Source organism: Streptomyces griseoflavus (genome assembly GCF_014649995.1).
Taxonomy (GTDB): Bacteria; Actinomycetota; Actinomycetes; order Streptomycetales; family Streptomycetaceae; genus Streptomyces; species Streptomyces griseoflavus.
The window spans coordinates 297,044-321,856 of sequence record NZ_BMUC01000001.1 but is presented as its reverse complement, the minus strand read 5'-3'; the positions used below and the strand labels follow the sequence as shown (position 1 = coordinate 321,856).

Here is a 24,813-nt window from a genome sequence, read left to right as displayed (position 1 = left end):
CCACCCACCACCCACGAACCGGCACCTCACCCCACCCCACCTCCCCCTACCTCCCGCCAACCCCGACCCCGCACCACCCCGCCCCACCCCACCCCCGACAACTCCGCAGCGAGAGGTGATCGATGGCCGACACGGATCCCACCGGGCCGGTGCTGGACCGGGACGAGGTGGACCGTGCGCTGGCGCGGCTCGGCGCGGAGCACGAGGCGATCGAGACCTCGCTCCTCGCCCTGCAGGACCACGCGGGCCGCAGACTCCTGGAGGGCGCGCGGCTCACCGGGCTCACCGCCGAGCGCTGGAAGGCCGCGGAGGCGGCGATCACGCTGCTGTGGACCTGCTTCGACGCGTACACGGACGCCCTGCGCACCGCCCGGGACATCCGTTCCCGCCGCCGCTGGTCCAGCCGCGAGGACCTGGTGGAGCTGACGGAGCTGCTGCGCGGCGAGCCGGTGACGCTGGCGGGCAGCGTGTCGGCGACGGCGGGCACGCCCGCCCTGAACGGAGCCCCCGGCAGGCTCAGCGAGCGCTACTCCCTCGCGACCCTCGTCGACCGCATGAACGAGCTGTACGCGTCCTCGCTGGACATGGTGGTGGCCGCGGACGCGGTGTGGTCGGCGCTGCCCGCCCGCATCGATCTCCTGGCCGCCGAGCTGCATCGCACGAGCCGGCTCGCGCACTCGGTCGGGGTGCGCCCGGGTGAGCATCCGGCGGGCGACGACCTGGAGCGGATCACCCGCACCCTGACGAAGCTGCGCGAGCAGGTGGTGTCCGACCCGCTGGCGTTCTGGAGGCCGGCGGAGGGCAGTTCGGCGCCGGGCGGCGGCAGGCCGGACACCACGGTCTACGACCGCGAGGCGCGCGCGCTGGAGGACGTGCGCCGTGAGATCGACGCCGTGCTGACGGTCCGGCAGGACGCGGAGACGCGCATCGTGCGGCTGCGTGACGTGCTGTCCCGCGCCGACCGCACCCTCGCCGAGGCGCGCACCGCGCGCGGCGAGGTGCTGGCGAAGATCGCGGCGACGGAGGTGCCGGTGGTGAGCGGGCCGCCGACGGCGCTCCAGGAGCAGTTGTCGACGGCGGCCGAGTACCGCCGGCACGCCCAGTGGCACCGCCTGTCCCCGCTGCTGGAGTCGCTGGAGCGGAAGGCGGAGGACGAACTGCTGCGTGCCCGCGAGTCGTTGACGGCGGTGACGGCACCGCTGGCGGTCCGTGCGGAACTGCGCGGCCGGCTGGACGCGTACAAGGCGAAGGTGGCCCGGTACGGTCTCGCGGAGGACTCCCTGCTGGTGGAGCGGTACGAGAAGGCGCGCCGCATGCTGTGGAGCGCGCCCTGCGACCTCCGCGCCGCCGAGCAGGCGGTGCTGCGCTACCAGCAGGCGGCCGCGGAACTGCTCGGCGGCACCCCCCGGGTGCCGGGTCAGGGCGGGCCGGAGGACCGGAGGGGGCCGGGCGCATGAGCGAGCAGGGGGAGGCGGGGTCATGAGCGAGCCGCAGCGGGAGCCGGGGGCCGTCCAGGCGCCGCACGCCTGTCAGCGCCCCGAGTGCGGGGGCGCGTACGAGGACGTGGGCGGCGGCGAGCTGTACTGCGACACGTGCGGTCTCGCCCCGGTGGTGTCGCCGACGGGCCTGGTGGCCTCGCCTCCGACGGGCATCACGGCGGGCGGCCGCGACTCGCGCGGCTCGTCGGGCAGCGGACGGTCCGGCAGCGACCGGAGCGGCCGCAGCAGCCGCAGCTCGCGCACGTCGTCGCAGTCGTCGAAGTCCCGGCGCTCGGTCTCCGGCCGGCTCTCCCGTTCGCTGTCGGGCCGGGCCTCGAGCCGCTCGGTGTCGGTGCGCAGTTCCGGCGCGGGCACCGGCTCCGCCACCCGGGGCCGTCTGGGTGCCGGGCTGGTGCAGGTGCCGCCGATCCCGCGTCCCGATCCGCGCGGGATGGTGCTGGACGACCCGGAGGTGCCCGAGCGGAAGCGGTTCTGCTCGCGTTCGGACTGCGGGGCGGCGGTGGGCCGGGCCCGCAGCGGCAGACCGGGGCGCACGGAGGGATTCTGCACCAAGTGCGGTCACCCCTACTCGTTCGTGCCGAAGCTGCGTTCCGGGGACGTGGTGCACGGGCAGTACGAGGTGGTCGGCTGTCTGGCGCACGGCGGTCTGGGCTGGATCTACCTCGCCGTGGACCGGGCGGTGTCGGACCGCTGGGTGGTCCTCAAGGGCCTGCTGGACACGGGCGACCAGGACGCGATGGCGGCGGCGATCTCCGAGCGGCGCTTCCTCGCGGAGATCGAGCACGCCAACATCGTGCGGATCTACAACTTCGTGGAGCACCTGGACCAGCGCACCGGGTCCCTCGACGGCTACATAGTGATGGAGTACCTGGGCGGCAAGTCGCTGAAGGAGATCGCCAACGCCCGCCGCACACCGGAGGGCAGGCGTGACCCGCTGCCGGTGGAGCAGGCGTGCGCGTACGGCATCGAGGCGCTCGAGGCGCTCGGGCATCTGCACAGCCGGAACCTGCTGTACTGCGACTTCAAGGTCGACAACGCGATCCAGACCGAGGACCAGCTGAAGCTGATCGACATGGGCGCGGTGCGCCGGATGGACGACGACGAGTCGGCCATCTACGGCACGGTCGGCTACCAGGCGCCCGAGGTCGCCGAGGCGGGCCCGTCGGTGGCGTCCGACCTGTACACGGTGGCCCGTACACTCGCCGTCCTCACGTTCGACTTCCAGGGGTACACGAACGTGTTCGTGGACTCGCTGCCGGACCCGGAGAACATCGAGGTCTTCCGGCAGTACGAGTCGTTCTACCGGCTGCTGGTGCGTGCCACCGATCCGGATCCGGCCCGCAGGTTCGCCTCCGCGCAGGAGATGACCGAGCAGTTGACGGGTGTGCTGCGGGAGGTGGTCTCGCTCCAGTCGGGCCGGGCCCGTCCGGCGCTGTCCACGCTGTTCGGGCCGGAACTGCGGGTGACGGACGCGGAGTTGTTCCCGGCGCTGAACGGGGACGTGTCCCGTCTGGGCACCAGGGCGCCGCGCCCCCGCAGGGGCCGGCCCGCGCTCCCTCCCGCGGGCGGTGCTCCCGCCGTTCCCCCGCCGGCTCCGGCCGCGGCGCCCCCCGCCGTCGTCAAGCCCGTCGACTGTGCCCGCGCGGCCCTCGCGCTCCCGGTGCCGCACGTCGACCCCGCCGACCCCAACGCCGGTTTCCTCGCGGGCCTGTTGACGTCCGCGCCGGGTGAACTGATCAACGCGCTGGCGGCCGCGCCCGCCCCGTCGGCGGAGACCCGGCTGCGCGAGATCCGCGCCCGGCTTGAGACCGGTGAGCGGTCCACGGCGCTCCAGGCGCTGCGCGCGCTGGAGGAGCGGGACCCCGACGACTGGCGGGTGGTCTGGTACCGGGGCGTGGCCGCGCTGGTCACCGGCGACCACGAGGGCGCCGCGCTCGCCTTCGACGCGATCTACGACGCCTTCCCGGGTGAGATCGCGCCGAAGCTGGCGCTGGGTCTGTGCGCGGAGGTGCTGGGCCAGTTGGACAACGCGGCCGAGTACTACCGCCTGGTGTGGGCGACCGATCCGAGCTACGTGAGTGCCGCGTTCGGGCTGGCCCGGGTGCGGCTGGCGGCCGGGGACCGGAGCGGCGCCGTACGGACGCTGGAGTCGGTGCCGGAGTCCTCCATCCACTACACGGCCGCCCGGGTGGCGGCCGTGCGGGCCCGGCTGCGGGGGCGTGCGGCGGTCCCCGGTGACGTACCGTTCCTGGACGACCTGGCCGCCGCCGCGGGGCAGGTCGAGGCCCTGGAGGCGTACGGTCTGGATCCGGCACGGCGCGAGTTGTTGTCGGCCGAGGTCCTCGGCTGCGGGCTGGACTGGGTACTCTCCGGGGGCCAGGGTTCCGCCCCTCCCGCCGCCGGGGGACGGACGCTGCTCGGCAGCGGCCTGGACGAGCGGGGCCTGCGCTTCGGCCTGGAGCGTTCGTACCGGACGCTGGCCCGGCTGGCGCGCAGCGGCGAGGAGAGGATCGACCTGGTGGAACGTGCCAATCGTTACCGCCCCCGGACGTGGGTGTAGTTGATGTCGCAGATGCCTCAGCAGGCCGCTCTGTCGAAGTGCCCGAGCTGCGAGGAACCCCTCGAGTCGGGTGATCGTTTCTGCGGTGCGTGCGGATACGACCTGTCGGTGGTTCCCGCGCGCCCGCAGGACGAGCCGACGGTCGCCCTCAACGGCTCGGTGCCGCCCCAGGCGTCGGCGGAGCGTCCCCGGACGCCGTCGGCGCCGCCCGCGGCCCCGGCCTGGCCGGCTCCCGGTCCGGACGGCTCCGTCGACGGGCCGCCGACCCACCAGCCGACGGACGTGCCCGGCACGAACTCGGACGGTTCCCCGTTGTCCGGCGCAGCGGGCGGCCCGGCACCTTCCGCCGCTCCCGCCGCTCCGGCCGCCGCCCCGTCCGGACCCGTACCGCCGCCGCCTCCGCCGTCCGCGCCCCCGGCTCCGTCGTCCGGTGTGCGTTTCGACCGCCGCGCGCAGCCGGACGCGCCCCCGGCGCCCGACCCGCAGGGGCACCCCGACGGCGGCCACGAGCCCGCGCGGGCCGAGGAGTACCCGCTCCAGGCTCCCGACCCGCGGGTGACCGCCGCACCGGAGCGGCAGACCGCCGCCGGCGGCACGGTGTGCGTGGCCTGCCGAGCGGGCAGGGTGGACGACGACGGCTACTGCGAGAACTGCGGCCACGCCCAGCCACGCGAACGGGACCACATGGAACAGGAATGCGGCCCCCTGGCCGCGGTCAGCGACCGCGGCCTGCGCCACCACCGCAACGAGGACGCCTTCGGCATCGGCACCGCCACCCTGCCGGACGGCTCGCCCGTCTCCGTGGCGATCGTCTGTGACGGCGTCTCCTCGGCGACCCGCCCCGACGAGGCCTCCATGGCCGCCTCCCGCGCGGCGACCGAGTCCCTGCTGGCGGCCCTGCCGCGCGGCACCCACCCGCAGCAGGCGATGCACGACGCGATCATCGCCGCCTCCGACGCGGTCAACGCGCTGGCCGACGAGCCGGCCCCGGCCGCCCGTGAGCACGCCCCGCACCAGAACGCCCCGGCGTGCACGATCGTCGGCACGGTGGTGACGGCGGGTCTGCTGGTCGTCGGCTGGATCGGCGACAGCCGCGCCTACTGGATCCCGGTGGACCGTTCCGCCCCGGCGGCCCGGCTCACCGAGGACGACTCGTGGGCCGCGCAGATGGTCGCCGCGGGCCTGATGGGCGAGGCCGAGGCCTACGCCGACCACCGCGCCCACGCGATCACCGGCTGGCTCGGCGCCGACGCCTACGAACTGGAACCGCACACCGCGTCCTTCAAGCCCGACCGGCCCGGAGTGATCGTGGTCTGCACGGACGGCCTGTGGAACTACGCGGAGTCGGCCGACGACATGGCCGGGGTGGTGCCCGCCGACGCCGCCGTGCGCCCGCTGCACAGCGCCCGGGTACTGGTCGGTCACGCCCTCGACGGCGGGGGCCACGACAACGTAACAGTGGCCCTCGTGCCGTTCCCCGCCGTCCCCCAGGGGGCAGGATCGGCCTGAGGCCGCGTACGGGAAGCCTCTCGCGCGCTCCCCGCGGGGAAGCCTCGACGGACCGGAGGGGACCGGTCCGTCATCCGTCGTCGCCCCGCGCCGCCGGGGCATCCGAGGGGGATCGAACAGGCATGGCCATCTTCTCGAAATCGAACGTGCCGCAGTTCTCGGTGGACGTGTACCAGAACGAATACCTGCCGGAGGGCGGCCGCGAGGTCAACGCCATCGTGACGGTGACGGCGACGGGGGGCGGCACCATCGGCAGCGCGGTGACGGCGCCCCACCTCTTCTCACCCGGTGAGGGACCGTCGGCGGCCGTGGTGCTCATGGTCGACTGCTCGGGCTCGATGGACTACCCGCCGACGAAGATGCGCAACGCCCGCGACGCGACGGCCGCCGCGATCGACACCCTGCGCGACGGCGTGCACTTCGCGGTCGTCGGCGGCACGCACGTGGCCAAGGAGGTGTACCCGGGGGGCGGTGGCCTCGCGGTCGCCGACGCCGCCACCCGTGAGGAGGCCAAGCAGGCGCTGCGGAAGCTGAGCGCGGGCGGCGGTACGGCGATCGGCACCTGGCTGGGTCTCGCCGACCGGCTGCTGGCGTCGGCGGACGTGGCGATCCGGCACGGCATCCTGCTCACCGACGGCCGCAACGAGCACGAGTCGCCCGAGGACCTGAAGGCGGCCCTGGACGCCTGCGCGGGACGGTTCACCTGTGACGCCCGCGGCGTGGGCACCGACTGGGAAGTGAAAGAAGTCACAGCCATCGCCTCCGCGCTGCTCGGCACCGCCGACATCGTCGCCGACCCGGCCCATCTCGCCGCCGACTTCACGCACATGATGGAGACGGCGATGGGCAAGGAGGTCGCGGACGTCTCGCTGCGGCTGTGGACCCCGGTCGGCACGACCGTGAAGTTCGTCAAACAGGTCGCGCCGACCGTCGGGGAACTCACCGGCCGCCGCACCGAGTCGGGCCCCCGCGCGGGCGACTACCCGCTTGGTTCCTGGGGAGACGAGTCCCGCGACTACCACGTCTGCGTGGAGGTCCCGCCCGCCGGCATCGGCCGGGAGATGCTGGCGGCCCGTATCTCACTGGTCGTTCCGCAGCCCGACGGGGACGTGCGCAACCTCGGGGCGCAGGGTCTCGTACGGGCCGTGTGGACCGACGACATGGCCGCCTCGACGTCGATCAACCCCCAGGTCGCCCACTACACCGGGCAGGCCGAACTGGCGGAAGTCATCCAAGAAGGGCTGGATCTGCGCAAAGCGGGGAATATCGACGGAGCAACGGCCAAACTGGGCCGCGCCGTTCAGCTCGCGAGTGCGTCCGGCAACGCGGATACTGCGAAACTGCTTGCGAAGGTGGTGGACGTCGTCGACGCCACGACCGGTACTGTGCGACTGAAGGCGAAGGTGGAGGAGGCCGACGAGATGACGCTCGAAACTCGGTCGACCAAGACCGTTCGTGTAAAGAAGTGACCGGAAGCAATCGAGCCTGACCCCTCGGGGTTGGAGAAATCCGGCCTAACCGGCCGGACAAGGAGAGGGGGAAGCGCCGACATGCCGACCTGCCCGAACGGACACCAGTCGGGTTCCGACGACTGGTGCGAGGTGTGCGGTCACCGCATGGCGGGTGCCGTACCCCCACCTCCTCCCCCGCCGCCCGCGCCGGGCGGTGGCGGCGGCTACGGCTTCCCGCCGCCCGGCGGCCAGGGCGGCGGTTACGGCGGCCCCGGTGGTCCCGGCGGCCGGACCGAGCTGTGCCCGCAGTGCCGCACGCCGCGCGAGGGCGGCGCGCCGTTCTGCGAGGAGTGCCGGTGGAACTTCCTGACGAACACGGCGACCTCGTACACCCCGGCCGCCCCGCGTCCGCCGGCCCCCGGCCCCGGACCCGGCCAGGGCGGGCCCTTCCAGCCGCAGCCCGGTCCGTCGTACGGCGGCGGTGACTCCTACGACTACCAGGGCTCGCGCCCCTCTCAGGTGAACCGTCCCGCCGAGCCGATCCCGCCGGGCCCGCCCGGCTTCGGCGGCGACCCCTCCCGCCCGGTCCCGCCCCCGCCCGGCCCCGGCGGTCATGGCGGCCCCGGCGGTCACGGTGGCCCGAACGGCCCCGGCGGTCACGGCGGCCATGGTGGTCCGAACGGCCCGGGTGGCCCGGGTGGCCCCGGTGGTCCCGGTGGCCCGCAGGCGTTCCGGTCCGGTCCGCCGGCTCCTCCCGCCTACCCGCAGGACACCGGCCGTCAGCAGCCCGGCGGTCCGCCCTTCGGCGGCGGTGACGACGACTGGGTGATCTCCCCGCCGAACGGCGGACCCGGTGGGCACGGCGGCCCTGGTGGTCCCGGCGGCCCCGGTGGTCCCGGTGGCCCGAACGGCCCCGGCGGGCACGGCGGTTACGGCTATCCGCAGCCCGGCGGCACCCAGGCGCCGCCCGGACCCGGCGGGTACCCGCAGCAGCCCGGCCGGCCGCAGGGCCCCGCCACCTGGACCGCGACCATCGGCCCGGACCGCGAGTACTTCATGGCGATGATGCACCGCTCCGGCCCCGAGGCCGCGGGGCTCAACCTGCCCGCCTACTCCCCCGAGCAGCAGCGCCGGCTCACCGGCAACCAGATCACCATCGGCCGCCGCCGCCACTCCACCGGCGACACCCCCGACATCGATCTGTCGACGCCGCCGGAGGACCCGGGCGTCTCGCACCAGCACGCGGTGCTGGTCCAGCAGCCGGACGGCACCTGGGCGGTCGTCGACCAGAACTCGACGAACGGCACGACGGTCAACGGCTCGGACGAGCCGATCCAGCCGTTCGTCCCGGTCCCGCTCCAGGACGGCGACCGCGTCCACGTGGGCGCCTGGACGACGATCACCATCCGCCGGGGCTGAGCGTCCGGCGGACCGGCACTAGGAAGAGGGCACCGGCCAGACGAACGGCCCCGCGGGGTCGTCCAGCCAGGCCCGGTCGCCCTCGGCGTCGGCGGTCAGGCCGTAGCGTTCGCGCTGCGGCCTGCCCTCGTTCTCCCACACCTCGTACGCCTCCCACGGGTCGAGGACGCCCGCGGTCAGCTCCAGCAGGAACCGGAACACGTCACTCCCCAGGGCCGCGCCCGGCAGGTCCTCCACGTCCGGCGGTTCCCGCCACGCACGGCCGGTGCCGCGCAGCGGCACGAAGTAGGCGGGCGTGTGCAGGAAGCGCCCCTCGGCGTGGCCGGCGTCGCGCACGGTGAGGGCGAGCAGGCCGGTGGCGAACGGGGTGAGGATCCGGCCGCCGGGACGGCACTGGGCGAGCCAGGCGCGCGGGACGCACGGCAGGGCGCAGGTCGCGATGATCCGGTCGTAGGGGGCGTGCGCCGGCACTCCGCGGGCGCCGTCCCCGGTGACGACGGCCGGACGGTGTCCGGCGGCGGCGAGGTGCCGGCGGGCGGCCTCGGTGATCTCCGGGTCGAGGTCGACGGTGGTGACCAGGCCGTCGTCGCCGAGCCGGTGGGCGAGCAGGGCGGCGTTGTAGCCGCTGCCGGTGCCGATCTCCAGCACCCTCTGCCCGTCCCGGACGTCCAGGCCGGCCAGCATCAGCGCCATGAGGGAGGGCTGGCTGCTGGAGGAGATCGGTTCGCCGTCGCGCAGCCGGATCGCCAGCGGGGTGTCCTCGTACGCGCCGCGCAGCCACAGCTCGCGGGCCGCGGGGTCGGGGTGCTCGCCCCACCGGCGTTCGTATCCGCCGACGGCACCGACGTAGTAGTACGGCACGAAGAGGTGCCGCGGGACGGCGGCGAACGCCTCCCGCCACACCGGGTCGGTGTCGAAGGCCCCGCTCGCCGCGATCTCCCGCACGAGCTCCGCCCGCGCGTCCCCGGCGAGGTGGTCGAGCGCCTCACGGCCCTGGCCGCCCATGTCTCCACAGTACTTAGGGCTTGAGTCCTACGCCGTGGTGTCTGAGACCATGGACGGCGTGACAGAGATTCGGCGCGGCACGCTTCAGGAGCAGACCTTCTACGAGCAGGTCGGCGGGGAGGAGACCTTCCGCCGGCTCGTCCACCGTTTCTACCAGGGGGTGGCGGAGGATCCGCTGCTGCGGCCCATGTATCCGGAGGAGGACCTGGGACCGGCCGAGGAGCGCCTCGTCCTCTTCCTCATGCAGTACTGGGGCGGCCCCACCACCTACAGCGCGACCCGCGGCCACCCGCGCCTGCGCATGCGCCACGTCCCGTTCAAGGTCGACCGCGCGGCGCACGACGCGTGGCTCAGGCACATGCGGGACGCCGTGGACGAACTGGGCCTGTCCGAGGAACACGAGCAGACCCTGTGGAAGTACCTGACCTACGCGGCGGCCTCGATGATCAACTCGCCGGACTGACCGGACGGACCTGACCGAAGGGACGGCGGGGGCCCGCCACTCCGCACCGCGGTCACATTCCGAACGCGTGCCTCCGCATTCCGATCACGATCCGGTCAATTCCGCGCACCATCCGGTTACCTCCACCTCACCCCTCTGACAACATCACCGGCAGGTCCGGACAACCACGGGGGGTTGAGTGACTGCCGCAGCGAGCCCGGCACGCCTCGTGCTCGCCCGCGTACGCACCCACCGCCCCCTCCTGGCCGCCGCCCTCCTCACGGTCCTGCTGACCACGGCGGTCCTCGCCACCCTCACCGCCTACTCCACCACCGTCGGCGACGCCTCCCTCCGCCACGCCCTGGCGCACCCCGGCAACCCCGCCGACACCACCCTCACCGTCGAGGCCGAGGTCCCCGCGGACCGCCGCGCCGCCGCCGACACCGCCGTACGCGAGGGCGCGCGAGCCGCCTTCGACGGTCTGCCCGTGCGTCTGCGCACGCTGACCCGCTCCGGCCCGTACGCCCTTCCCGAGGCGCTCCGCCCCCCGGACCGGCGTGCCCCGGGCGGCGACCCCGACCTCACCCACCTCGCGGCCCTGGACCCCACGCAGATACGCGTCACCGCCGGCCGCGCGCCCGCGCGGACCTCCGGCGCGGAGATCGAGGCCGCAGTCCCCGAACGGGCCGCCCGGGCCCTGGGACTGCGACCGGGTGCCCGCCTCACCCTCGCCAACCGCCTCGACGGCCCCCCGGCGCACCTCCACGTCACCGGCGTCTACCGTCCGGTGGACACGGCCGCCCCCTACTGGCGGCTGGACGAACTCGGCGGCCGGGGCATCGTCGAACTCCACTTCACGACATACGGCCCCCTGCTCGCCGACCCTTCCGTGTTCACCGGCGACCGGGTCAGCGCGGGCCCCTCCGGATGGCTGGCGACGGCCGACTTCTCGGCGGTCACCACCGAACGGATCGACGCGCTGCGCGAGGCCGCCCGCGAGGGCACCGACGCCCTGCCGAAGGCCGACGCCCTGGGCGGCACCGCGACCGCCACGACGGAGCTGCCCGCGGTGCTGGACCGGGTCGAGCGCTCCCTGCTCGTCTCCCGCTCGACCCTGCTGGTCATCGCCCTCCAGCTCACCCTCCTCGCCGGCTGCGCGCTGCTGCTGGTGGCCCGCCTGCTGAGCACCGAACGCGCCGGCGAGACCCGGCTGCTGCGGGCCCGCGGCGCCTCCCGCGCCCAGGTGGCCCGGCTCGCCGCGCTGGAGGCACTGCTGCTGGCCGCGCCCGCGGCGGCCTGCGCCCCGCTGCTGGCGGGCCCGCTGACCCGGCTGCTGGCCGGACAGGGGGCACTGGCCCGGATCGGCCTCGGGCTGGACACGTCCGTCGCCGCGGTCGCCGGGCGGGGCACGGTGTGGCTGGCGTCGGCGGCGGTGGCGCTGGGCTGCGCGCTGGCCGTCACGGTCCCGGCCCTGACCTCCTCCTTCACCTCCGGCCGGGCCAAGCCGCTGCCCGGTGCGGTGCGCGCGGGCGCCGACCTGGGGCTGCTGGCGGTGGCCGGGGTGGCGTACTGGCAGCTGAGCCGCCGGCCGTCCGGTGCCGTCGGCGAGGACACCGGTGTCGATCCGCTGCTCGTGGTCGCCCCGGCGCTGGCGCTGCTCGCCGGCACGGTGCTGGCGCTGCGGCTGCTGCCGCCGGCGGCACGGCTGGCCGAGCGCCGGGCCGCGGCGGGCCGGGGGCTGCCGGGGGCGCTGGCGGGCTGGCAGTTCAGCCGCCGGCCGATGCGCGGGGCCGGCCCGATGCTGCTGCTGGTGCTCGCCGTGGCGCTGGGCATGCTGGCGATCGGCCAGGGCTCCTCGTGGGACCGTTCGCAGGACGACCAGGCGGACTTCCGGGCCGGTGCGCCGGTGCGGGTACTGACCGCCGAGGGCGGCTTCGGCCGTACCCGGGCGTACGCGGCCGTCCCCGGCGTACGGGCGGCCGCTCCCGCCGCCCGCACGACGGTGCCGCTGTCCGGCGGACGGACGGCGACCGTGCTGGCGCTGGACACCGCGCACGCGGCACGGACGGTGCTGCTGCGCGGGGACCTCGCGCCCGTGCCGGTGCGCACACTGGTGGCCCCGCTGGCGCCCGAGGGCGACACGGCGGGCGTCCGCGTGCCGGCGGGCACCGACCGTCTGACGCTGACGGCGCGGCTGGCGGGCGCGGGCCCGGAGACCACGGTCGAGGTCACCGCCACCGTGGAGGACTCCTCCGGCGTCCCGTACGCCTTCCCCCTCGGCGCCCTGCCCGCCGACGGCGGTCCGCACGACCTCGCGCTCGACCTCGCGGCCACCGCCGAGGCGCCCCCCGGTGAGCTGACCCTGACCGGGCTGCGGCTGGACCTGCTGCAGCCCGCCCTGCGGGCCGAACGGCACCGGCTCACCCTGGCGGCGCTGACCGCCACGGACGGCGGCGGCCGGGAACGGTCCCTGCCACTGCCGGACGCCTGGGAACTGTCCGCCCGCGTGGACGGCGCGGCGCCCGTCCCCGGTGAGGACACCAGCCCGACCCCGCCCCGCACCGAGCCGGGCGATCCGGCGACCCTCACCTACGGCACCGGTTACACCGACCCGGATCTGACCTGGCTTCCCTCGCCGCTCACGATCGGCCTGCGGGTCCCGCAGCCGGCGGCGTCCGAGGTCACCGCCGTCGCCACGGACCGCTACCTCGACTCCACCGGCGCCCGTCCGGGGCAGCGGGTGGACGTGCCGATCAGCGGCGGCACGGTGCCGGTGCGGATCGTGCGGGCGGTGCGGGCGCTGCCGTCCACGCCGCCGGGCGGGGGGAAGACCGACGGGGGCGCCCTGCTGGTCGATCTGCGGTCCGTCAACCGGGTGCTCCAGGCACGCGGGAGCGAGGGCCTGCCGCCGAACGAGTGGTGGCTGGCGGCAGCGCCGGGCGACACGGAGCGGGTGGCCGGGGCGCTGCGCGCCCGGCCCGACCTCGATCCGTCCCGGGTGGTGGTGCGGGACGAGATGGCCGTGGAACTGCGCGACGACCCGTTCGGCGCCGGCCCCGGTACGGCGTTCGGTGCGGCGGCCCTCGCGGCGGCGGCGCTGGCGTCGGTCGGGTTCGCGGTGAGCGCGGCGGGGTCGCTGCGCGAGCGCTCCGCCGAGTTCGCGGTGCTGCGTGCCCTCGGCGCCTCACGGCGCCGGCTGGCCCGGGTGGTGCTCGTCGAGCACGGGGTCCTGGTCGGTCTGGCGCTGGCGGTGGGTGTCCTGCTCGGCGCGGTGCTGGCCCGTGCGGTGATCCCCCTGATCATGCTGACCTCGGAGGCGACCCGTCCGGTGCCGCAGGTCCTGGTGGAACTGCCCCCGCTGCGGGTGGCCGTCCTCCTGACCACCGTGGCCGCGGCCCCCCTCCTGATCACGGCCGTCCTGGCGCTGCGCCGGGCGGCCCCGGTGACGTCCCTGCGCGACCGGGGAGGCGACCCGGCATGACCCGCACACGCCGAGCGACCGGGAAGGCGGCCGACGTGGGCGCGCGACGCACGGGACGACCGCGGGCGGCCGTGGCCGGCTGGGTGCGTACCCGGCTGCGGTCGGCGCCCGGCGCGGCGGTGGCCCTCGCGGTGCTCGTCGCGGTGACCGCGTGCCTGGCCGCCGCGCTGCCGCTCGCCGTCGACCGGTACGGCGACGCGGGGCTGCGCCGGGCGATGGAGTCGGCCGGGCCCTCCCGCACCACCGTCCAGCTCTTCACCTCCGACGCCGACACGCTCGTTCCGCAGGAGACGCGGGAGGCGGACCTGCGGTGGGACGCGGTACGCGGACCGCGCGCCGAACTCCTCTCACTGCCCGGCCGGTCCCTGCCCCTCGACCGGGACCAGTCCGCCTACGGCGTACGCACCACCGATCCCCTGCCGGTCCGGGAACCGGCGGAGCTGGCCCAGCCGTCGGCGCTGCCCCCGCAGTTCCACCTCGTCGCCCAGAACGACCTCGCCGGCCACTCCCGGCTGCGGGAGGGCCGGCTGCCCAAGGCACCGGACGGCGCCGGCGCGGCGACCCGTGCGGTCGAGGCGGCCGTCACCGCCGAGACGGCCCGGGAACTGAACATCGCGGTCGGCTCGGTGCTGCGCGTGCCCGGCCTCCAGCGCGGCCCGCTCATGGTGCGCGTCACCGGCATCGTCGACCCGCGCGCCCCCGACGAGGCGTACTGGTCGACGTCGCCGGTCCTGCGCAGCCCGCACCTGATGACCGTCCCCGACGACCCCGCGCGCAGCGTGTACTGGGTCGGCGCGCTGCTGCTGCCCCCGGACGCCGCCCCGGCGATCCTCGCCACCGGCCTCCCTGAGCGGTACTGGCACCTGGCCCCCGACGCGTCCGGGCTGCACGGTCACGACCTGCCCCGGCTGACGTCCGCCCTGGCCTCCCTGGAGGCGGGCCCGCTGCTCCAGCAGGCCCGTACGGCGGTTTCGCCCAGCCTGGAGGCGGACACCGCCCTCGACGAGGTGTTCGGCGAGTACGGAGCACTGCGGACCGCCATCGGCTCGCTGGTCGCCGTGGCCGCCTTCGGCACCGGCACGGTCGCGGCGGTCGTCCTGCTCATGGCGGGTGGTCTCGCCGCCGACCGCCGTCGCGCCGAGCTCACCCTGCTGCGCGCCCGCGGCGCCTCCCTCGCCGGTCTCGCCGCACGCCTGCTGGCGGAGACCGCGGTGGTCGCCGTACCCGCCGCCGCGCTGGGTCTGACGGCCGCCCTGCTCCTGCTCCCCGGGGGCCGCACGCCGTACGCGGTGGCCGCTGCGGGTGCCGTCGCCCTCCTCGCCTGTGCGGCGCTGCCGCTGCGGGCCGTCGCGGCGCACCGCGCGGTACGCGTGCACGCCGCCCGCGAGGACATCGCCGCGGCCCGCCCCTCGCGGCGCCGTACGGTCGCCGAACTCACCCTGGTCACCGTGGCGGTGGGCGCGGTCGTGGCGCTGCGCACCCGCGGCACCGCGGAGGGCGGGGGGACGTCCGGGGACGCCCTGGTGTCCCTGGCCCCGGTGCTGGTGGGGATGATCGCCGCGCTGCTGCTGGTACGCCTGTACCCGCTGCCGCTGCGCGGCCTGGCCCGTCCGGCCGGGCGGCTGCGGGGCGTGGTCGGCCCGCTGTCGCTGGCCCGCGCGGCCCGCACGTCCGGCTCCGCGGTACTGCCGCTCCTCGCCCTGCTGACCGCGCTGACCACCGCCGCGTTCGGCGGTTCCGTCCTCACCGGTGTCGCCGACGCCCGGGACCGCGCCGCCGTCCTCGCCGTCGGCGCGGACGCCCGCCTGGAAGGGGCGCCGGATCTGCCGTCCGGCCTGACCGAGCGGATCCGGCGCGCACCCGGCGTCCGGGACGTCACCGCCGTGGCCGTCGCCCTCTACGCCCAGCCGCGGGACAGCAGGCTGGCGGTCCCGGTGGCCGCCGTCGACCCCACCGGTTACGCGGCCCTCTCCCGGCACACGGACATCGGCGCGTTCGACGCGGACCTGCTGAAGGCGCCCGCGGACGCCGGCGCCCTGCCCGCCCTGGCCTCCCCCGAGGTCGCCGACCGCTACGGCACCCGGCCGTTCCGGATGGGCCTGGGCGACGGCGGCTTCATCTCGGTGAGGATCGTGGAGGTGCGGGAGCGGACCCCGGCGGTCACCGGGCAGGACTTCCTCGTCGTGGACCGCTCCGGGGTGCCCGAGGGTTCCGCCCGGCCGACCGCGCTGCTGGTGACCGGCGACCGCCCGGACGGGAGCGCGCTGCGCGAGGCGGCGGGCGGCACCGCGCGGGTCCACCTCCGTGCGGAGGAGCACGCCCGGTACTCCGACTCCCCGCTCCGGTCCGGCGCCGAGCGCGTCTACGCGGCGGCCGTGGCGGCCGGTGCCGGATACGCCGTCCTCGCGCTGCTGCTGACCCTGCTGCGCGCCGCTCCCGAACGCGCGGCGCTCCTGGCGCGGCTGCGCACCATGGGGCTCACCCGGGCCCAGGGCCGTCGGCTGCTCGTCCTGGAGTCCCTGCCGCAGGCGCTGCTCGCGGCGGCCGGCGGCACCGTCACCGCCTGGGCCGCCATCCGGCTGCTGTCACCCGGCGTCGACCTGACGACCATCGCCGTGTCCGCCTCCTCGTCCCCGGCGGGACGGGCGGTCCTGCGCACCGATCCGGTGTCGCTGCTGGTGCCGGCGCTGGCGGTGCTCGCCCTGGCCGTCGGGATCGCGGCGGCGCAGGCCTGGTGGTCGGGGCGCAGGGGGTCGGTGCGGGAACTGCGGGCGGGCGATGCCCGGTGACCCTCCCGCCGCCCGCTGTCCCGCCGCGACGACAACTCCCCGCAGGAGGGCCCCGATGACCTCGAACCCGACCCTGGCCGACCTCGCCGGCCGTGTCACGGCCGACCGTGACCGCCCGGCGTACGGCCACGACGCGCTCATCACCTGCGACCGGCTGGTCCGTGTCTTCACCGCGGACGGCGTCGAGGTGCAGGCGCTCCAGGGCCTCGACCTGCTGGTGCGCGAAGGGGAGTTGATGGCGCTGGTGGGGGCGTCCGGCAGCGGCAAGTCCACCCTGATGAACATCCTCGCCGGTCTGGACACCCCGACGGCCGGGGCGGCCCGCGTGGCGGGCCGTGACCTGCTCGCGATGACCGCGAAGGACCGTCTCGCCTACCGGCGTGAGGTCGTCGGCTTCGTCTGGCAGCAGACCTCCCGCAATCTGCTGCCGTATCTCACCTCGGCGCAGAACGTCACCCTGCCGATGCAGCTGGCCGGCCGCCGGTCCCGTACCGCACGCCGGGCCCGCGCCGAACGGGCACGGGAACTGCTGGAGTTGCTGGGAGTCGCCGACTGCGCCGGCCGGCGCCCGCACGAGATGTCCGGGGGGCAGCAGCAGCGCGTCGCCATCGCCGTGGCGCTCGCGGGCGGGCCGTCGGTGCTGCTCGCGGACGAGCCCACCGGCGAACTCGACTCCCACACGGCGGAACAGATCTTCGCCGCGTTCCGCACCGCGAACGAACAGCTCGGCACGACGATCGTGATCGTCACCCACGACCAGGCGGTGGCGGGCGAGGTCCGCCGCACGGTCGCCATCCGGGACGGGCGCACCTCCACCGAGGTGCTACGCCGCAGCGAGGTGGACGCCGACACCGGCGACGAGAAGGTGGTCGCCCGCGAGTACGCGATGCTGGACCGCGCGGGCCGCCTCCAGCTCCCCGCCGAGTACACCCGCGCCCTGGGCATGCGCGACCGCGTGGCCCTGGAACTGGAACCGGACCACATCGCGGTCCGCCCGGACGACAGCGGGCGGGAGTGACCCGCGGTACGCCAGCGGCGGTCGGTACGGCTGTGAGCGAGCGCGGGCACGCGCCTCAGCGCACGCTGAGACCCAGCGCGCCGACGCCCGCCCGCCGCACGGCGACCGACCCGTAGGGCGTGCGCAGCCGGAGCCAGCTCCCCGAGGAGAACAGCCCCTGTTCCGCCCCGCGCAGGAACCCCAGTGACTGGGCGGCGTGCACCGCACGCACCGGAAGCCCGGTCTCCGCGACCGTGCGGGACCATATCTCCCGCCCGATGCGGTCGAGTTCGGCCCGCGTACGCGCCTGGGGCTCCAGTCCCTCCGTACGGGACCGGAACTCCGCGACCGACGCGGCGACGAGTGCCCTCAGTTGCTCCGGCGCGGGCAGTCCGGGCTCGGCCCGCCAGCCACCGCGCGGCGGCAGCACGCCGGCCCACGGCGGTCCGGTCACCGCGCCCGGCACGGCGGCCGTGACGGCCGTCTCGTCGACCGACTCCAGCAGTTCACCCGCGGACACGGTCACGTCCAGCGTGACGTCGAGCCCGTTCTCGTACGGCTTCGCGAGCCGTACGGCACGGATGGTGAGCACCTCGAAGGAGGGCGGCCGCCCGAAGACGGCCAGCGCCGTGCCGGCCGCCTGCAGACGCACCGCGGCCGCACGGTCGTAGCGCAGCAGCCGGGAGAGGAAGGCCGCGAGATCCGCGGCCTCCCCCTCGTCGGCGAGGTGGAGCACCGTCATGCGGCGACGGCCTCCTCCTCGTCACCGGCGGGGTCGTCCGTGTACTCCTGGAGGAACGCGCGCTCCTCACCGGTGAGCCGGCGCGGACGCTGCGCCTCGAAGTCGAACGGCACGATCACCGTCGACGCGCGGACGTAGACGAGGTCGTCGTCCTTCACCTCGTAGGTGAGGGTGAAGGACGCCGCCCTGATCTCGGTGACCCACAGCTCGATGTCGACCGGGTGGTGCCGGTGGACGAGCTGCCGCTTGTAGTCGATCTCGTGGCGCGCCACCACGGACCCCTGCTTGAAGTCCTTCTCCGGGCGGAACAGGAAGTCGATACGGGCTTCCTCCAGGTAGCGGAGGAACACCACGTTGTTGACGTGGCCGTACGCGTCCATGTCCGCCCAGCGCAGCGGGCAGCGGTAGATGTGCCGCAAGAGATCAGCCCCGGGTCAGCTTCTTGTAGGTGGCACGGTGCGGGCGCGCCGCGTCCGGGCCGAGCCGCTCGACCTTGTTCTTCTCGTACGACTCGAAGTTGCCCTCGAACCAGAACCACTTGGAGTCACCCTCGTAGGCGAGGATGTGCGTGGCGACGCGGTCCAGGAACCACCGGTCGTGGGAGACGACCACGGCGCAGCCGGGGAACTCCAGCAGCGCGTTCTCCAGGCTGGAGAGGGTCTCGACGTCGAGGTCGTTGGTCGGCTCGTCGAGGAGCAGCAGGTTGCCGCCCTGCTTGAGGGTGAGCGCGAGGTTCAGCCGGTTGCGCTCACCACCGGAGAGCACCCCGGCCGGCTTCTGCTGGTCCGGGCCCTTGAACCCGAACGCGGAGACGTACGCCCGCGAGGGCATCTCGACCTGGCCGACGTTGATGTAGTCGAGCTCGTCGGAGACGACCGCCCACAGGGTCTTCTTCGGGTCGATGTTCTCGCGGCTCTGGTCGACGTAGGAGATCTTGACGGTCTCGCCGACCTTGATGGACCCGGAGTCGGGCTCCTCGATCCCCTGGATCATCTTGAACAGCGTGGTCTTGCCCGCGCCGTTCGGGCCGATGATGCCGACGATGCCGTTGCGCGGCAGCGTGAAGCTGAGGTCGTCGATGAGGAGCTTGTCGCCGAAGCCCTTGGTCAGGTTGTTGACCTCGACGACGACGCTGCCCAGACGCGGGCCCGGCGGGATCTGGATCTCCTCGAAGTCCAGCTTCCGCATCTTGTCGGCCTCGGCGGCCATCTCCTCGTACCGGGCCAGACGCGCCTTGGACTTGGCCTGCCGCCCCTTGGCGTTGGACCGCACCCACTCGAGTTCGTCCTTGAGGCGCTTCTGCCGCTTCGCGTCCTTGGCGCCCTCGACCTTGAGGCGGGTGGCCTTGGTCTCCAGGTACTTGGAGTAGTTGCCCTCGTAGCCGTGCAGCCGGCCGCGGTCGACCTCGCAGATCCACCCGGCGACGTTGTCCAGGAAGTACCGGTCGTGGGTGACGGCCACGACGGTGCCCTCGTACTTGGCGAGGTGCTGCTCCAGCCAGTTCACCGACTCGGCGTCCAGGTGGTTGGTGGGCTCGTCGAGCAGCAGCAGGTCGGGGGCCTCCAGCAGCAGCTTGCACAGCGCCACCCGGCGCTTCTCGCCACCGGAGAGGTTGGCGACCGGCCAGTCGCCGGGCGGGCAGCCCAGGGCGTCCATGGCCTGCTCGAGCTGGGCGTCGAGGTCCCAGGCGTTGGCGTGGTCGAGCTGCTCCTGCAGCTTGCCCATCTCGTCCATGAGCTCGTCGGTGTACTCGGTCGCCATCTGCTCGGCGATCTCGTTGAACCGGTCGAGCTTGCCCTTGACCTCGGCGACACCCTCCTGCACGTTCTCCAGGACGGTCTTGTCCTCGTTCAGCGGGGGCTCCTGGAGCAGGATGCCCACGGTGTAACCGGGCGTGAGGAACGCGTCACCGTTCGACGGCTGCTCGAGCCCCGCCATGATCTTCAGGACCGTCGACTTACCAGCGCCGTTCGGACCGACGACGCCGATCTTCGCCCCGGGCAGGAAGCTCAGGGTGACGTCATCGAGGATCACCTTGTCGCCGTGCGCTTTGCGCGCCTTGCGCATGGTGTAAATGTACTCAGCCAAGAGAAACCGTCCGGCAGCTTGAAATCTGGCAGTGGGCAGATACACCCCATCTTGCCCGACCGCTACCCCTGGGGGGAAACCCGTGCGGTCGCAGGGCTCTGACCTGGGGTTTCGGTGCGTGGCGGGTGGGTCGGGACATTAGGGGGCCCGGCACCGGGGCAACCGCGGAGGGGAAAGCGTGAGCGGAACAGACGCGGGCAGGGGATGGCCCGGGCACTGGTGGACGGCGGCGCTCGTCAGCGTGCTGCTGGCCGGCGTCGCGGTGTATGACGCGGGGTGGGTCGTGCGGATTCTCGGAGGGCCGGCCGTGGACTGGTGGCAGCTCCTCGGACCGGCCGTCGGAGGACTGTGGCTGGCGATGCCGGCGGCGCAGACCGGCCACCGGGCGACCACCCTCTTCCGGACGTCCCGCGCCGGCGGCGCGGAGCCCTCTGCCGTCGGCGCGGAGGCGCCCGTCGCCGACTGAGTCCGTGACCGGCCCAGGGGACGGCACCCGCCACCCCCGCCCCCGGGCGGGAGCCCGGGGGTCCCGCGGTCGTGGGTCAGTCGCCGGACGGGTTCTGTCGCTGGCGGGTGATGACCAGGCCCGCTCCGCCGAGGACGACCAGGGCTATCGCGGTGCCGGTGATCCAGGGGGTGGCACTGGAGGCGCCCGTCGCGGCGAGGTCGGTGTCGGAGGGGGCGCTCACCAGAGGGCTGGGAGCGGTGAGGGTCTGGGTGGTGGTGCCCGCCTCGGCGGCGCGGGTGCGGCAGTCGAGCATGCCGGTGAAGCGCTTCTCGAAGCCGGGCGGTCCGGCGAGCGTGAAGTCGTACGGCTGGTCCTCGTTGAGCGGGACCGTCACCGTGGCGGACCCGCCGGCGGCGACGGTGTGCTCCGTACCGGCCAGGGAGAAGGTGAACGGTGCGTCGCCGCGGTGGGTGACGGTGAGGTCGACGCCGCCCTTGACGCAGTTCTCGCGGGCCGACACGGCGGGTGTCGCGCCGCCCTCCGACCAGGTGGCGCTCGCGGTCGCGGAGACGGTCGACTCGCTGGAGCCGGCCAGGATCTGCGTCTGGCTGCGGCTCTCGGAGACGAAGGCCCGTCCGACCGGCACCGTCGTGGAGGCCTGGACGGTCAGCGCGACACTGCCCGCCGCCTCGTCCTCGGGCACCTCGAAGAAGATCCGGCCCCCGTCGGCGGCGGTGGTGACCGGCTCGCCGTTCGCGTCCACGATCCGCACTCCGGTCGTGGCGGCCTCCGCCGGCGGGGAGACGGTCACGCTGCGGGCGTCGGTGCGGACCGTCACCGGGCCGATCCGCTCGCCGGGGCGGCCGGAGACGGCCGGCGGGTCGAGGGTCAGTGACGCCCTGGGCTCCTGCTGGTCGCGGGCCTTCTTCTGGAGGTAGTCGGCGAGCTGCTCGGCCTGGGGGTCGACGGCGTCCACGTCCACGTCGTCGGAGTACCGCCAGATGGCCACCTGGGTGCCGGCCGCGGCGTCCTGCTCGGTGAGCTGCCCCCGGATTCCGGCCTTCTTCGCCAGTGCCGCGAGGTCGTTCACCTGCGGGTAGGAGTTCCGCAGGATCCAGCGGATCCGGCCGGCGTCCTCGTTGACGCCCAGCGACGTGCCGCTCCAGGCGGTCTCGTGGTACTTGGCGTCCTTCTGGGTCGGGGTGTGGACGTCGACGCAGTAGGTGTGCAGCGTGCCGCCGCCCTCGACGGACATCTCGAACAGCCCCGCCGACACCTGGGTGTCGCCGGAGGCGCCGCGTATGACGGCGGCGCCGTACGTCTTGAGTCCGCCTATGGTGGCCGCGGCTCCGCTGTGCGCCGGTGTCGTCCCGTCGACGTCGGCGGCCGCCGTCCCGGCACCGGCGAGCACGGTGGCGGCGACCAGTCCGGACACCAGCGTTCCCGCGGCGAGGCGGGCCGACCCACGTCCGCGCGACGTCCACGCGGAGAACGAAACAGACACCTAATTCCCTTCCGAGCGGGACCCGTTGACGCGGGGGGACGGTCCCACCAGCAGAATCACCGACCCCTTTGGCACCCGGAGCCGTCCCGGCATCCTAAGGAGACGACGGACAGCGCTTGCCGGTGATCGCGTCGGAGCAGGGATCCGACTCGGAATCGTTATCGCCCGAGCCCTCGCGGACAGGCTTATCGACAAATCCACCCGGATGGTTTGGGCGCGCATCTGCCGATAAGCCTCGGTTCGACCGGCTGACGTCACGTCATGACGGTCTGGCGCGAGCGGCGTTGCCGCCCTTCCCTCTCGTTCGGCTGTGAAGTGTCGTCCGGTGTTTCCCAGTTGGGCTCGGGCTGTTCCGTCGTGACTGTCTGTTCCGGGCGTGGGGCGCGGCGGAAGGCGGTCGTGCCCCGCGAGAGGTCGTGGCCGATCGCCACCGCGTCGATGTCCGCGGACATCCAGCCCTGCTGCCCCTCCCGCGTCTCCGTGCGCACCTTCAGCCGGCCCTGGACGATCACCGGCTCGCCCACCGACAGGGACGCCGCCGTGTTGGTGGCGAGCTGGCGGTTGGCCCAGACCGTGAAGAAATTGGTGTGTCCGTCCGCCCAGGCGCTCTTCTCCCGGTCCCAGTACCGGGAGGTGACCGCCACCCGGAACCTGGCCGCCGGGCCGGAGGCCGTCTCCCGGTACACCGGCCGTGTCGCCACGTTCCCGACCACGCACACCATCGTCTCGTTCATCGCGTCTGCCTCCCTGGCCCCTGCCCGCCGGTCGTCACGCCGGCGGGCACGGGCGGATACGCGTACGGGCCCGTCCCGTACGGCTGCCGTCCGGCACGGCGGCCGCGGACCGTGCCGCGATCGCCGTGGAGCCAGACTGCCGCCGTCGGGCCGGGCCCGCCGAGCGCTGTGGACGACCTCCGGCCTGTGGACATCCCCGTCACCCACGGGAGGGACTGCGCACCTCCGGCCGGAGGAGGTTCCGCTTCAGCCCGTCCGCCCGCTTCAGCCCGTCCGCCCGCCTCAGCCCGTCCGCCCGCCTCAGCCCGTCCGCGCGCCTCAGCCCGTCCGCGCCACCGTCCCGGTGACCCGCCCGTACTGCTCCCGTACCTCCCGGTAGCGCAGGAGTTCCGCCGCCACCGGATCCAGGACGCGGGCCCGTCCGCAGCCCGCGGCCGCCTCCCGCAGCCGTCTCTCCGCATCCAGGCCGTACCGCCGGGCGGGACCCCGCGCGGCCAGGCGGCAGCTCCACTCGATGAGCGGCCCACCGACGATGCCGATCACCATCAGCAGCACCGGCACCCCCAGGTTCGGCGCCATGACCCCGATGATCTGTGCCAGCAGCCACAGCCCGCCGACGAACTGAACGACCGTCATCGACACCTGGGCGAGCACGGCCACCGGCCACCATCCGGGCCGCGGCGGCCTCCCCGGGGGCAGTCCGGCGCGCACGGCGAGTTCGTCCAGTGCCTCGGGCAGCCCCTGGGATCCGCGTACGGCCGCCTCCCGTACCGCCTGCGCCCACGGCGCCGGCAGCCCGGCCGAGGCCCGGTCGGCGACCGTGCGCACCGCCTGCTCCACGCGCTGCCGGGCGGTGGCCTCCTCGTCGAGCTGCCCGCGCAGGGTGGCCCTGCCGGTGGACGGCTCGCCCCGCTGCTGGCACCAGCGCCACAGTCGCAGCCAGGGCGTGCCGCAGGCGCGGTTGGCGTTGCGCAGCCAGGCGCGTTCGGCCGCCTCGCCCGCCGCGGTGGCGCCCACCGCGTCGGCGAGCCGGTCGGAGAACTCCTCGCGCGCCTCCTCGCTCAGCCCGGCGCGGCGGCCGGTGGCGTACACGGGCCACAGACGGGCCGCCGCGATGTCCACGTCCGCGGAGATCCGGCGGGCCGGGGCCCCGCGTTCGGACACGAACCGGCCGAGCGCCTCCCGCAGGTCGCCGACGCCCTCCCCGGTGAGCGCGGACAGGGCGAGCACCGTCGTGCCGGGTTCGCCGTACTCGCCGAGGGCGATGCCGTCCTCGTCGAGGAGTCGCCGCAGGTCGTCCAGGACCTGCTCGGCGGCCTCCCCGGGCAGCCGGTCGATCTGGTTGAGGACGACGAACATGACCTCCGCGTGGGCCGCCATGGGCCGCAGATAGCGTTCGTGGAGCATGGCGTCGGCGTACTTCTCGGGGTCGACGACCCAGATGACCGCGTCGACCAGCCCCAGCACGCGGTCGACCTGCTCCCGGTGCTGCACGGCCGCCGAGTCGTGGTCGGGCAGGTCGACCAGGACGAGCCCGCGCAGCCGGTCGTCGGCGTCCGCCGCCGCCTGCAGGGGGCGGCGCCGGAGGCGGGGCGGGATGCCGAGGCGTTCGATGAGGCCGGCCGCGCCGTCGCTCCAGCTGCACGCGATCGGCGCGGCCGTGGTCGGCCGCCGCACGCCGGTCTCGGAGATGGGCACCCCGGCCAGCGCGTTGAACAACTGCGACTTGCCGCTCCCGGTGGCACCGGCGAGGGCGACGACGGTGTGCCGGCCGGAGAGACCGCGCCGTGCGGCGGCCTCGTCGAGGACCCGGCCCGCCTGGGCGAGGGTGCGGTTGTCGAGCCGGGTGCGGGACAGCCCCACGAGCTCGCGCAGCGCCTCCAGCCGCGCCCCCAGCTGCGGACCGTACGTCAGCGGCGTCACCTTCTGCGGTGTGGACGCCCTCGGCTCCGTCACCCGGCGCTGTTCCTCCCCCGCGCTCCCGTTCACCCGCCGCGCGATCAGCCCGTCGTCCCAGGGGCTCCCGGTGTCCGCCGCCCGGGCGGTCGCCTCGTCGTGGCGGCCGGAGCTGTCGGAGTGTTCGGATCGATCGGGGCGCTCAGGGTGCTCGGTGTGGTCCTGGTCCTGGTCAGTGACGGCGGTCAC

Annotated in this window: 17 protein-coding genes; 10 read left to right on the top strand and 7 right to left on the bottom strand. The window is 74.7% G+C overall.

Going from position 1 to position 24,813, the window contains the following annotated elements; all coding sequences use genetic code 11:
• Positions 1-122: 122 nt before the first annotated feature.
• The 5 genes from IE172_RS01415 (at position 123) to IE172_RS01395 (ending at position 8,438) form a co-directional block, all read left to right on the top strand.
• Positions 123-1,457, top strand: coding sequence for a hypothetical protein (locus tag IE172_RS01415; protein WP_190095182.1), 1,335 nt, complete (start codon positions 123-125; stop codon positions 1,455-1,457).
• Positions 1,458-1,479: 22 nt separating this feature from the next.
• The gene (locus IE172_RS01410) at positions 1,480-4,059 is read left to right on the top strand and encodes a serine/threonine-protein kinase (protein WP_190095181.1); all 2,580 of its coding nucleotides are present in this window, start codon (positions 1,480-1,482) and stop codon (positions 4,057-4,059) included.
• A 3-nt stretch (positions 4,060-4,062) separates the two neighbouring features.
• Positions 4,063-5,568, top strand: coding sequence for a PP2C family protein-serine/threonine phosphatase (locus IE172_RS01405; protein WP_190095180.1), 1,506 nt, complete (start codon positions 4,063-4,065; stop codon positions 5,566-5,568).
• 122 nt (positions 5,569-5,690) lie between these two features.
• Complete coding sequence (locus tag IE172_RS01400; protein WP_190095179.1) at positions 5,691-7,037, top strand: vWA domain-containing protein; 1,347 nt, start codon at positions 5,691-5,693, stop codon at positions 7,035-7,037.
• Positions 7,038-7,118: 81 nt separating this feature from the next.
• Positions 7,119-8,438: an FHA domain-containing protein gene (locus IE172_RS01395; RefSeq protein WP_190095178.1), complete on the top strand. Its 1,320-nt coding sequence runs from the start codon at positions 7,119-7,121 to the stop codon at positions 8,436-8,438.
• A gap of 18 nt (positions 8,439-8,456) precedes the next feature.
• Here IE172_RS01395 and IE172_RS01390 read toward each other — a convergent pair whose 3' ends face one another.
• Positions 8,457-9,443, bottom strand: coding sequence for a methyltransferase domain-containing protein (locus IE172_RS01390; protein WP_190095177.1), 987 nt, complete (start codon positions 9,441-9,443; stop codon positions 8,457-8,459).
• 49 nt (positions 9,444-9,492) lie between these two features.
• On the opposite strand from IE172_RS01390, the gene IE172_RS01385 reads away from it, so the two are divergent.
• From IE172_RS01385 to IE172_RS01370, 4 genes are all read left to right on the top strand, one after another.
• Positions 9,493-9,906, top strand: a complete 414-nt coding sequence (locus tag IE172_RS01385) for a globin (protein WP_190095176.1) — start codon at positions 9,493-9,495, stop codon at positions 9,904-9,906.
• A gap of 178 nt (positions 9,907-10,084) precedes the next feature.
• Positions 10,085-13,366, top strand: coding sequence for an ABC transporter permease (locus IE172_RS01380; protein ID WP_229885737.1), 3,282 nt, complete (start codon positions 10,085-10,087; stop codon positions 13,364-13,366).
• Positions 13,363-16,155, top strand: a complete 2,793-nt coding sequence (locus tag IE172_RS01375) for an ABC transporter permease (protein ID WP_229885736.1) — start codon at positions 13,363-13,365, stop codon at positions 16,153-16,155. The genes IE172_RS01380 and IE172_RS01375 overlap by 4 nt, the downstream gene beginning before the upstream one ends.
• Positions 16,156-16,210: 55 nt before the next feature.
• On the top strand, positions 16,211-17,173 hold the full coding sequence (locus IE172_RS01370) for an ABC transporter ATP-binding protein (protein WP_190095175.1): 963 nt from the start codon (positions 16,211-16,213) through the stop codon (positions 17,171-17,173).
• Positions 17,174-17,228: 55 nt separating this feature from the next.
• On the opposite strand, the gene IE172_RS01365 is transcribed toward IE172_RS01370, so the two are convergent.
• From IE172_RS01365 to ettA, 3 genes are read right to left on the bottom strand one after another with little or no spacing between them, the layout of a single operon-like run.
• Positions 17,229-17,894 (bottom strand): DUF8185 domain-containing protein, encoded by a 666-nt coding sequence (locus IE172_RS01365; protein ID WP_190095174.1) that lies wholly within the window; start codon positions 17,892-17,894, stop codon positions 17,229-17,231.
• On the bottom strand, positions 17,891-18,313 hold the full coding sequence (locus IE172_RS01360; RefSeq protein ID WP_190095173.1) for an acyl-CoA thioesterase: 423 nt from the start codon (positions 18,311-18,313) through the stop codon (positions 17,891-17,893). Before IE172_RS01360 ends, IE172_RS01365 begins: the two co-directional genes overlap by 4 nt.
• Before the next feature lie 4 nt (positions 18,314-18,317).
• On the bottom strand, positions 18,318-19,982 hold the full coding sequence (ettA, locus tag IE172_RS01355) for an energy-dependent translational throttle protein EttA (RefSeq protein WP_190095172.1): 1,665 nt from the start codon (positions 19,980-19,982) through the stop codon (positions 18,318-18,320).
• 178 nt (positions 19,983-20,160) lie between these two features.
• Here ettA and IE172_RS01350 point away from each other — a divergent pair, with 178 nt between their 5' ends.
• The gene (locus IE172_RS01350; RefSeq protein WP_190095171.1) at positions 20,161-20,448 is read left to right on the top strand and encodes a hypothetical protein; all 288 of its coding nucleotides are present in this window, start codon (positions 20,161-20,163) and stop codon (positions 20,446-20,448) included.
• Positions 20,449-20,524: 76 nt separating this feature from the next.
• Here the strand turns inward: IE172_RS01350 and IE172_RS01345 are convergent, their stop codons facing one another.
• The 3 genes from IE172_RS01345 to IE172_RS01335 form a co-directional block, all read right to left on the bottom strand.
• Positions 20,525-21,934: a Cys-Gln thioester bond-forming surface protein gene (locus IE172_RS01345; protein ID WP_190095170.1), complete on the bottom strand. Its 1,410-nt coding sequence runs from the start codon at positions 21,932-21,934 to the stop codon at positions 20,525-20,527.
• A 254-nt stretch (positions 21,935-22,188) separates the two neighbouring features.
• Positions 22,189-22,668 carry a single-stranded DNA-binding protein gene (locus IE172_RS01340; RefSeq protein WP_190095169.1) on the bottom strand — a complete coding sequence of 160 codons (480 nt, stop codon included), beginning with the start codon at positions 22,666-22,668 and terminating at the stop codon, positions 22,189-22,191.
• A gap of 318 nt (positions 22,669-22,986) precedes the next feature.
• Positions 22,987-24,813, bottom strand: coding sequence for a YfjP family GTPase (locus tag IE172_RS01335; RefSeq protein ID WP_190095168.1), 1,827 nt, complete (start codon positions 24,811-24,813; stop codon positions 22,987-22,989).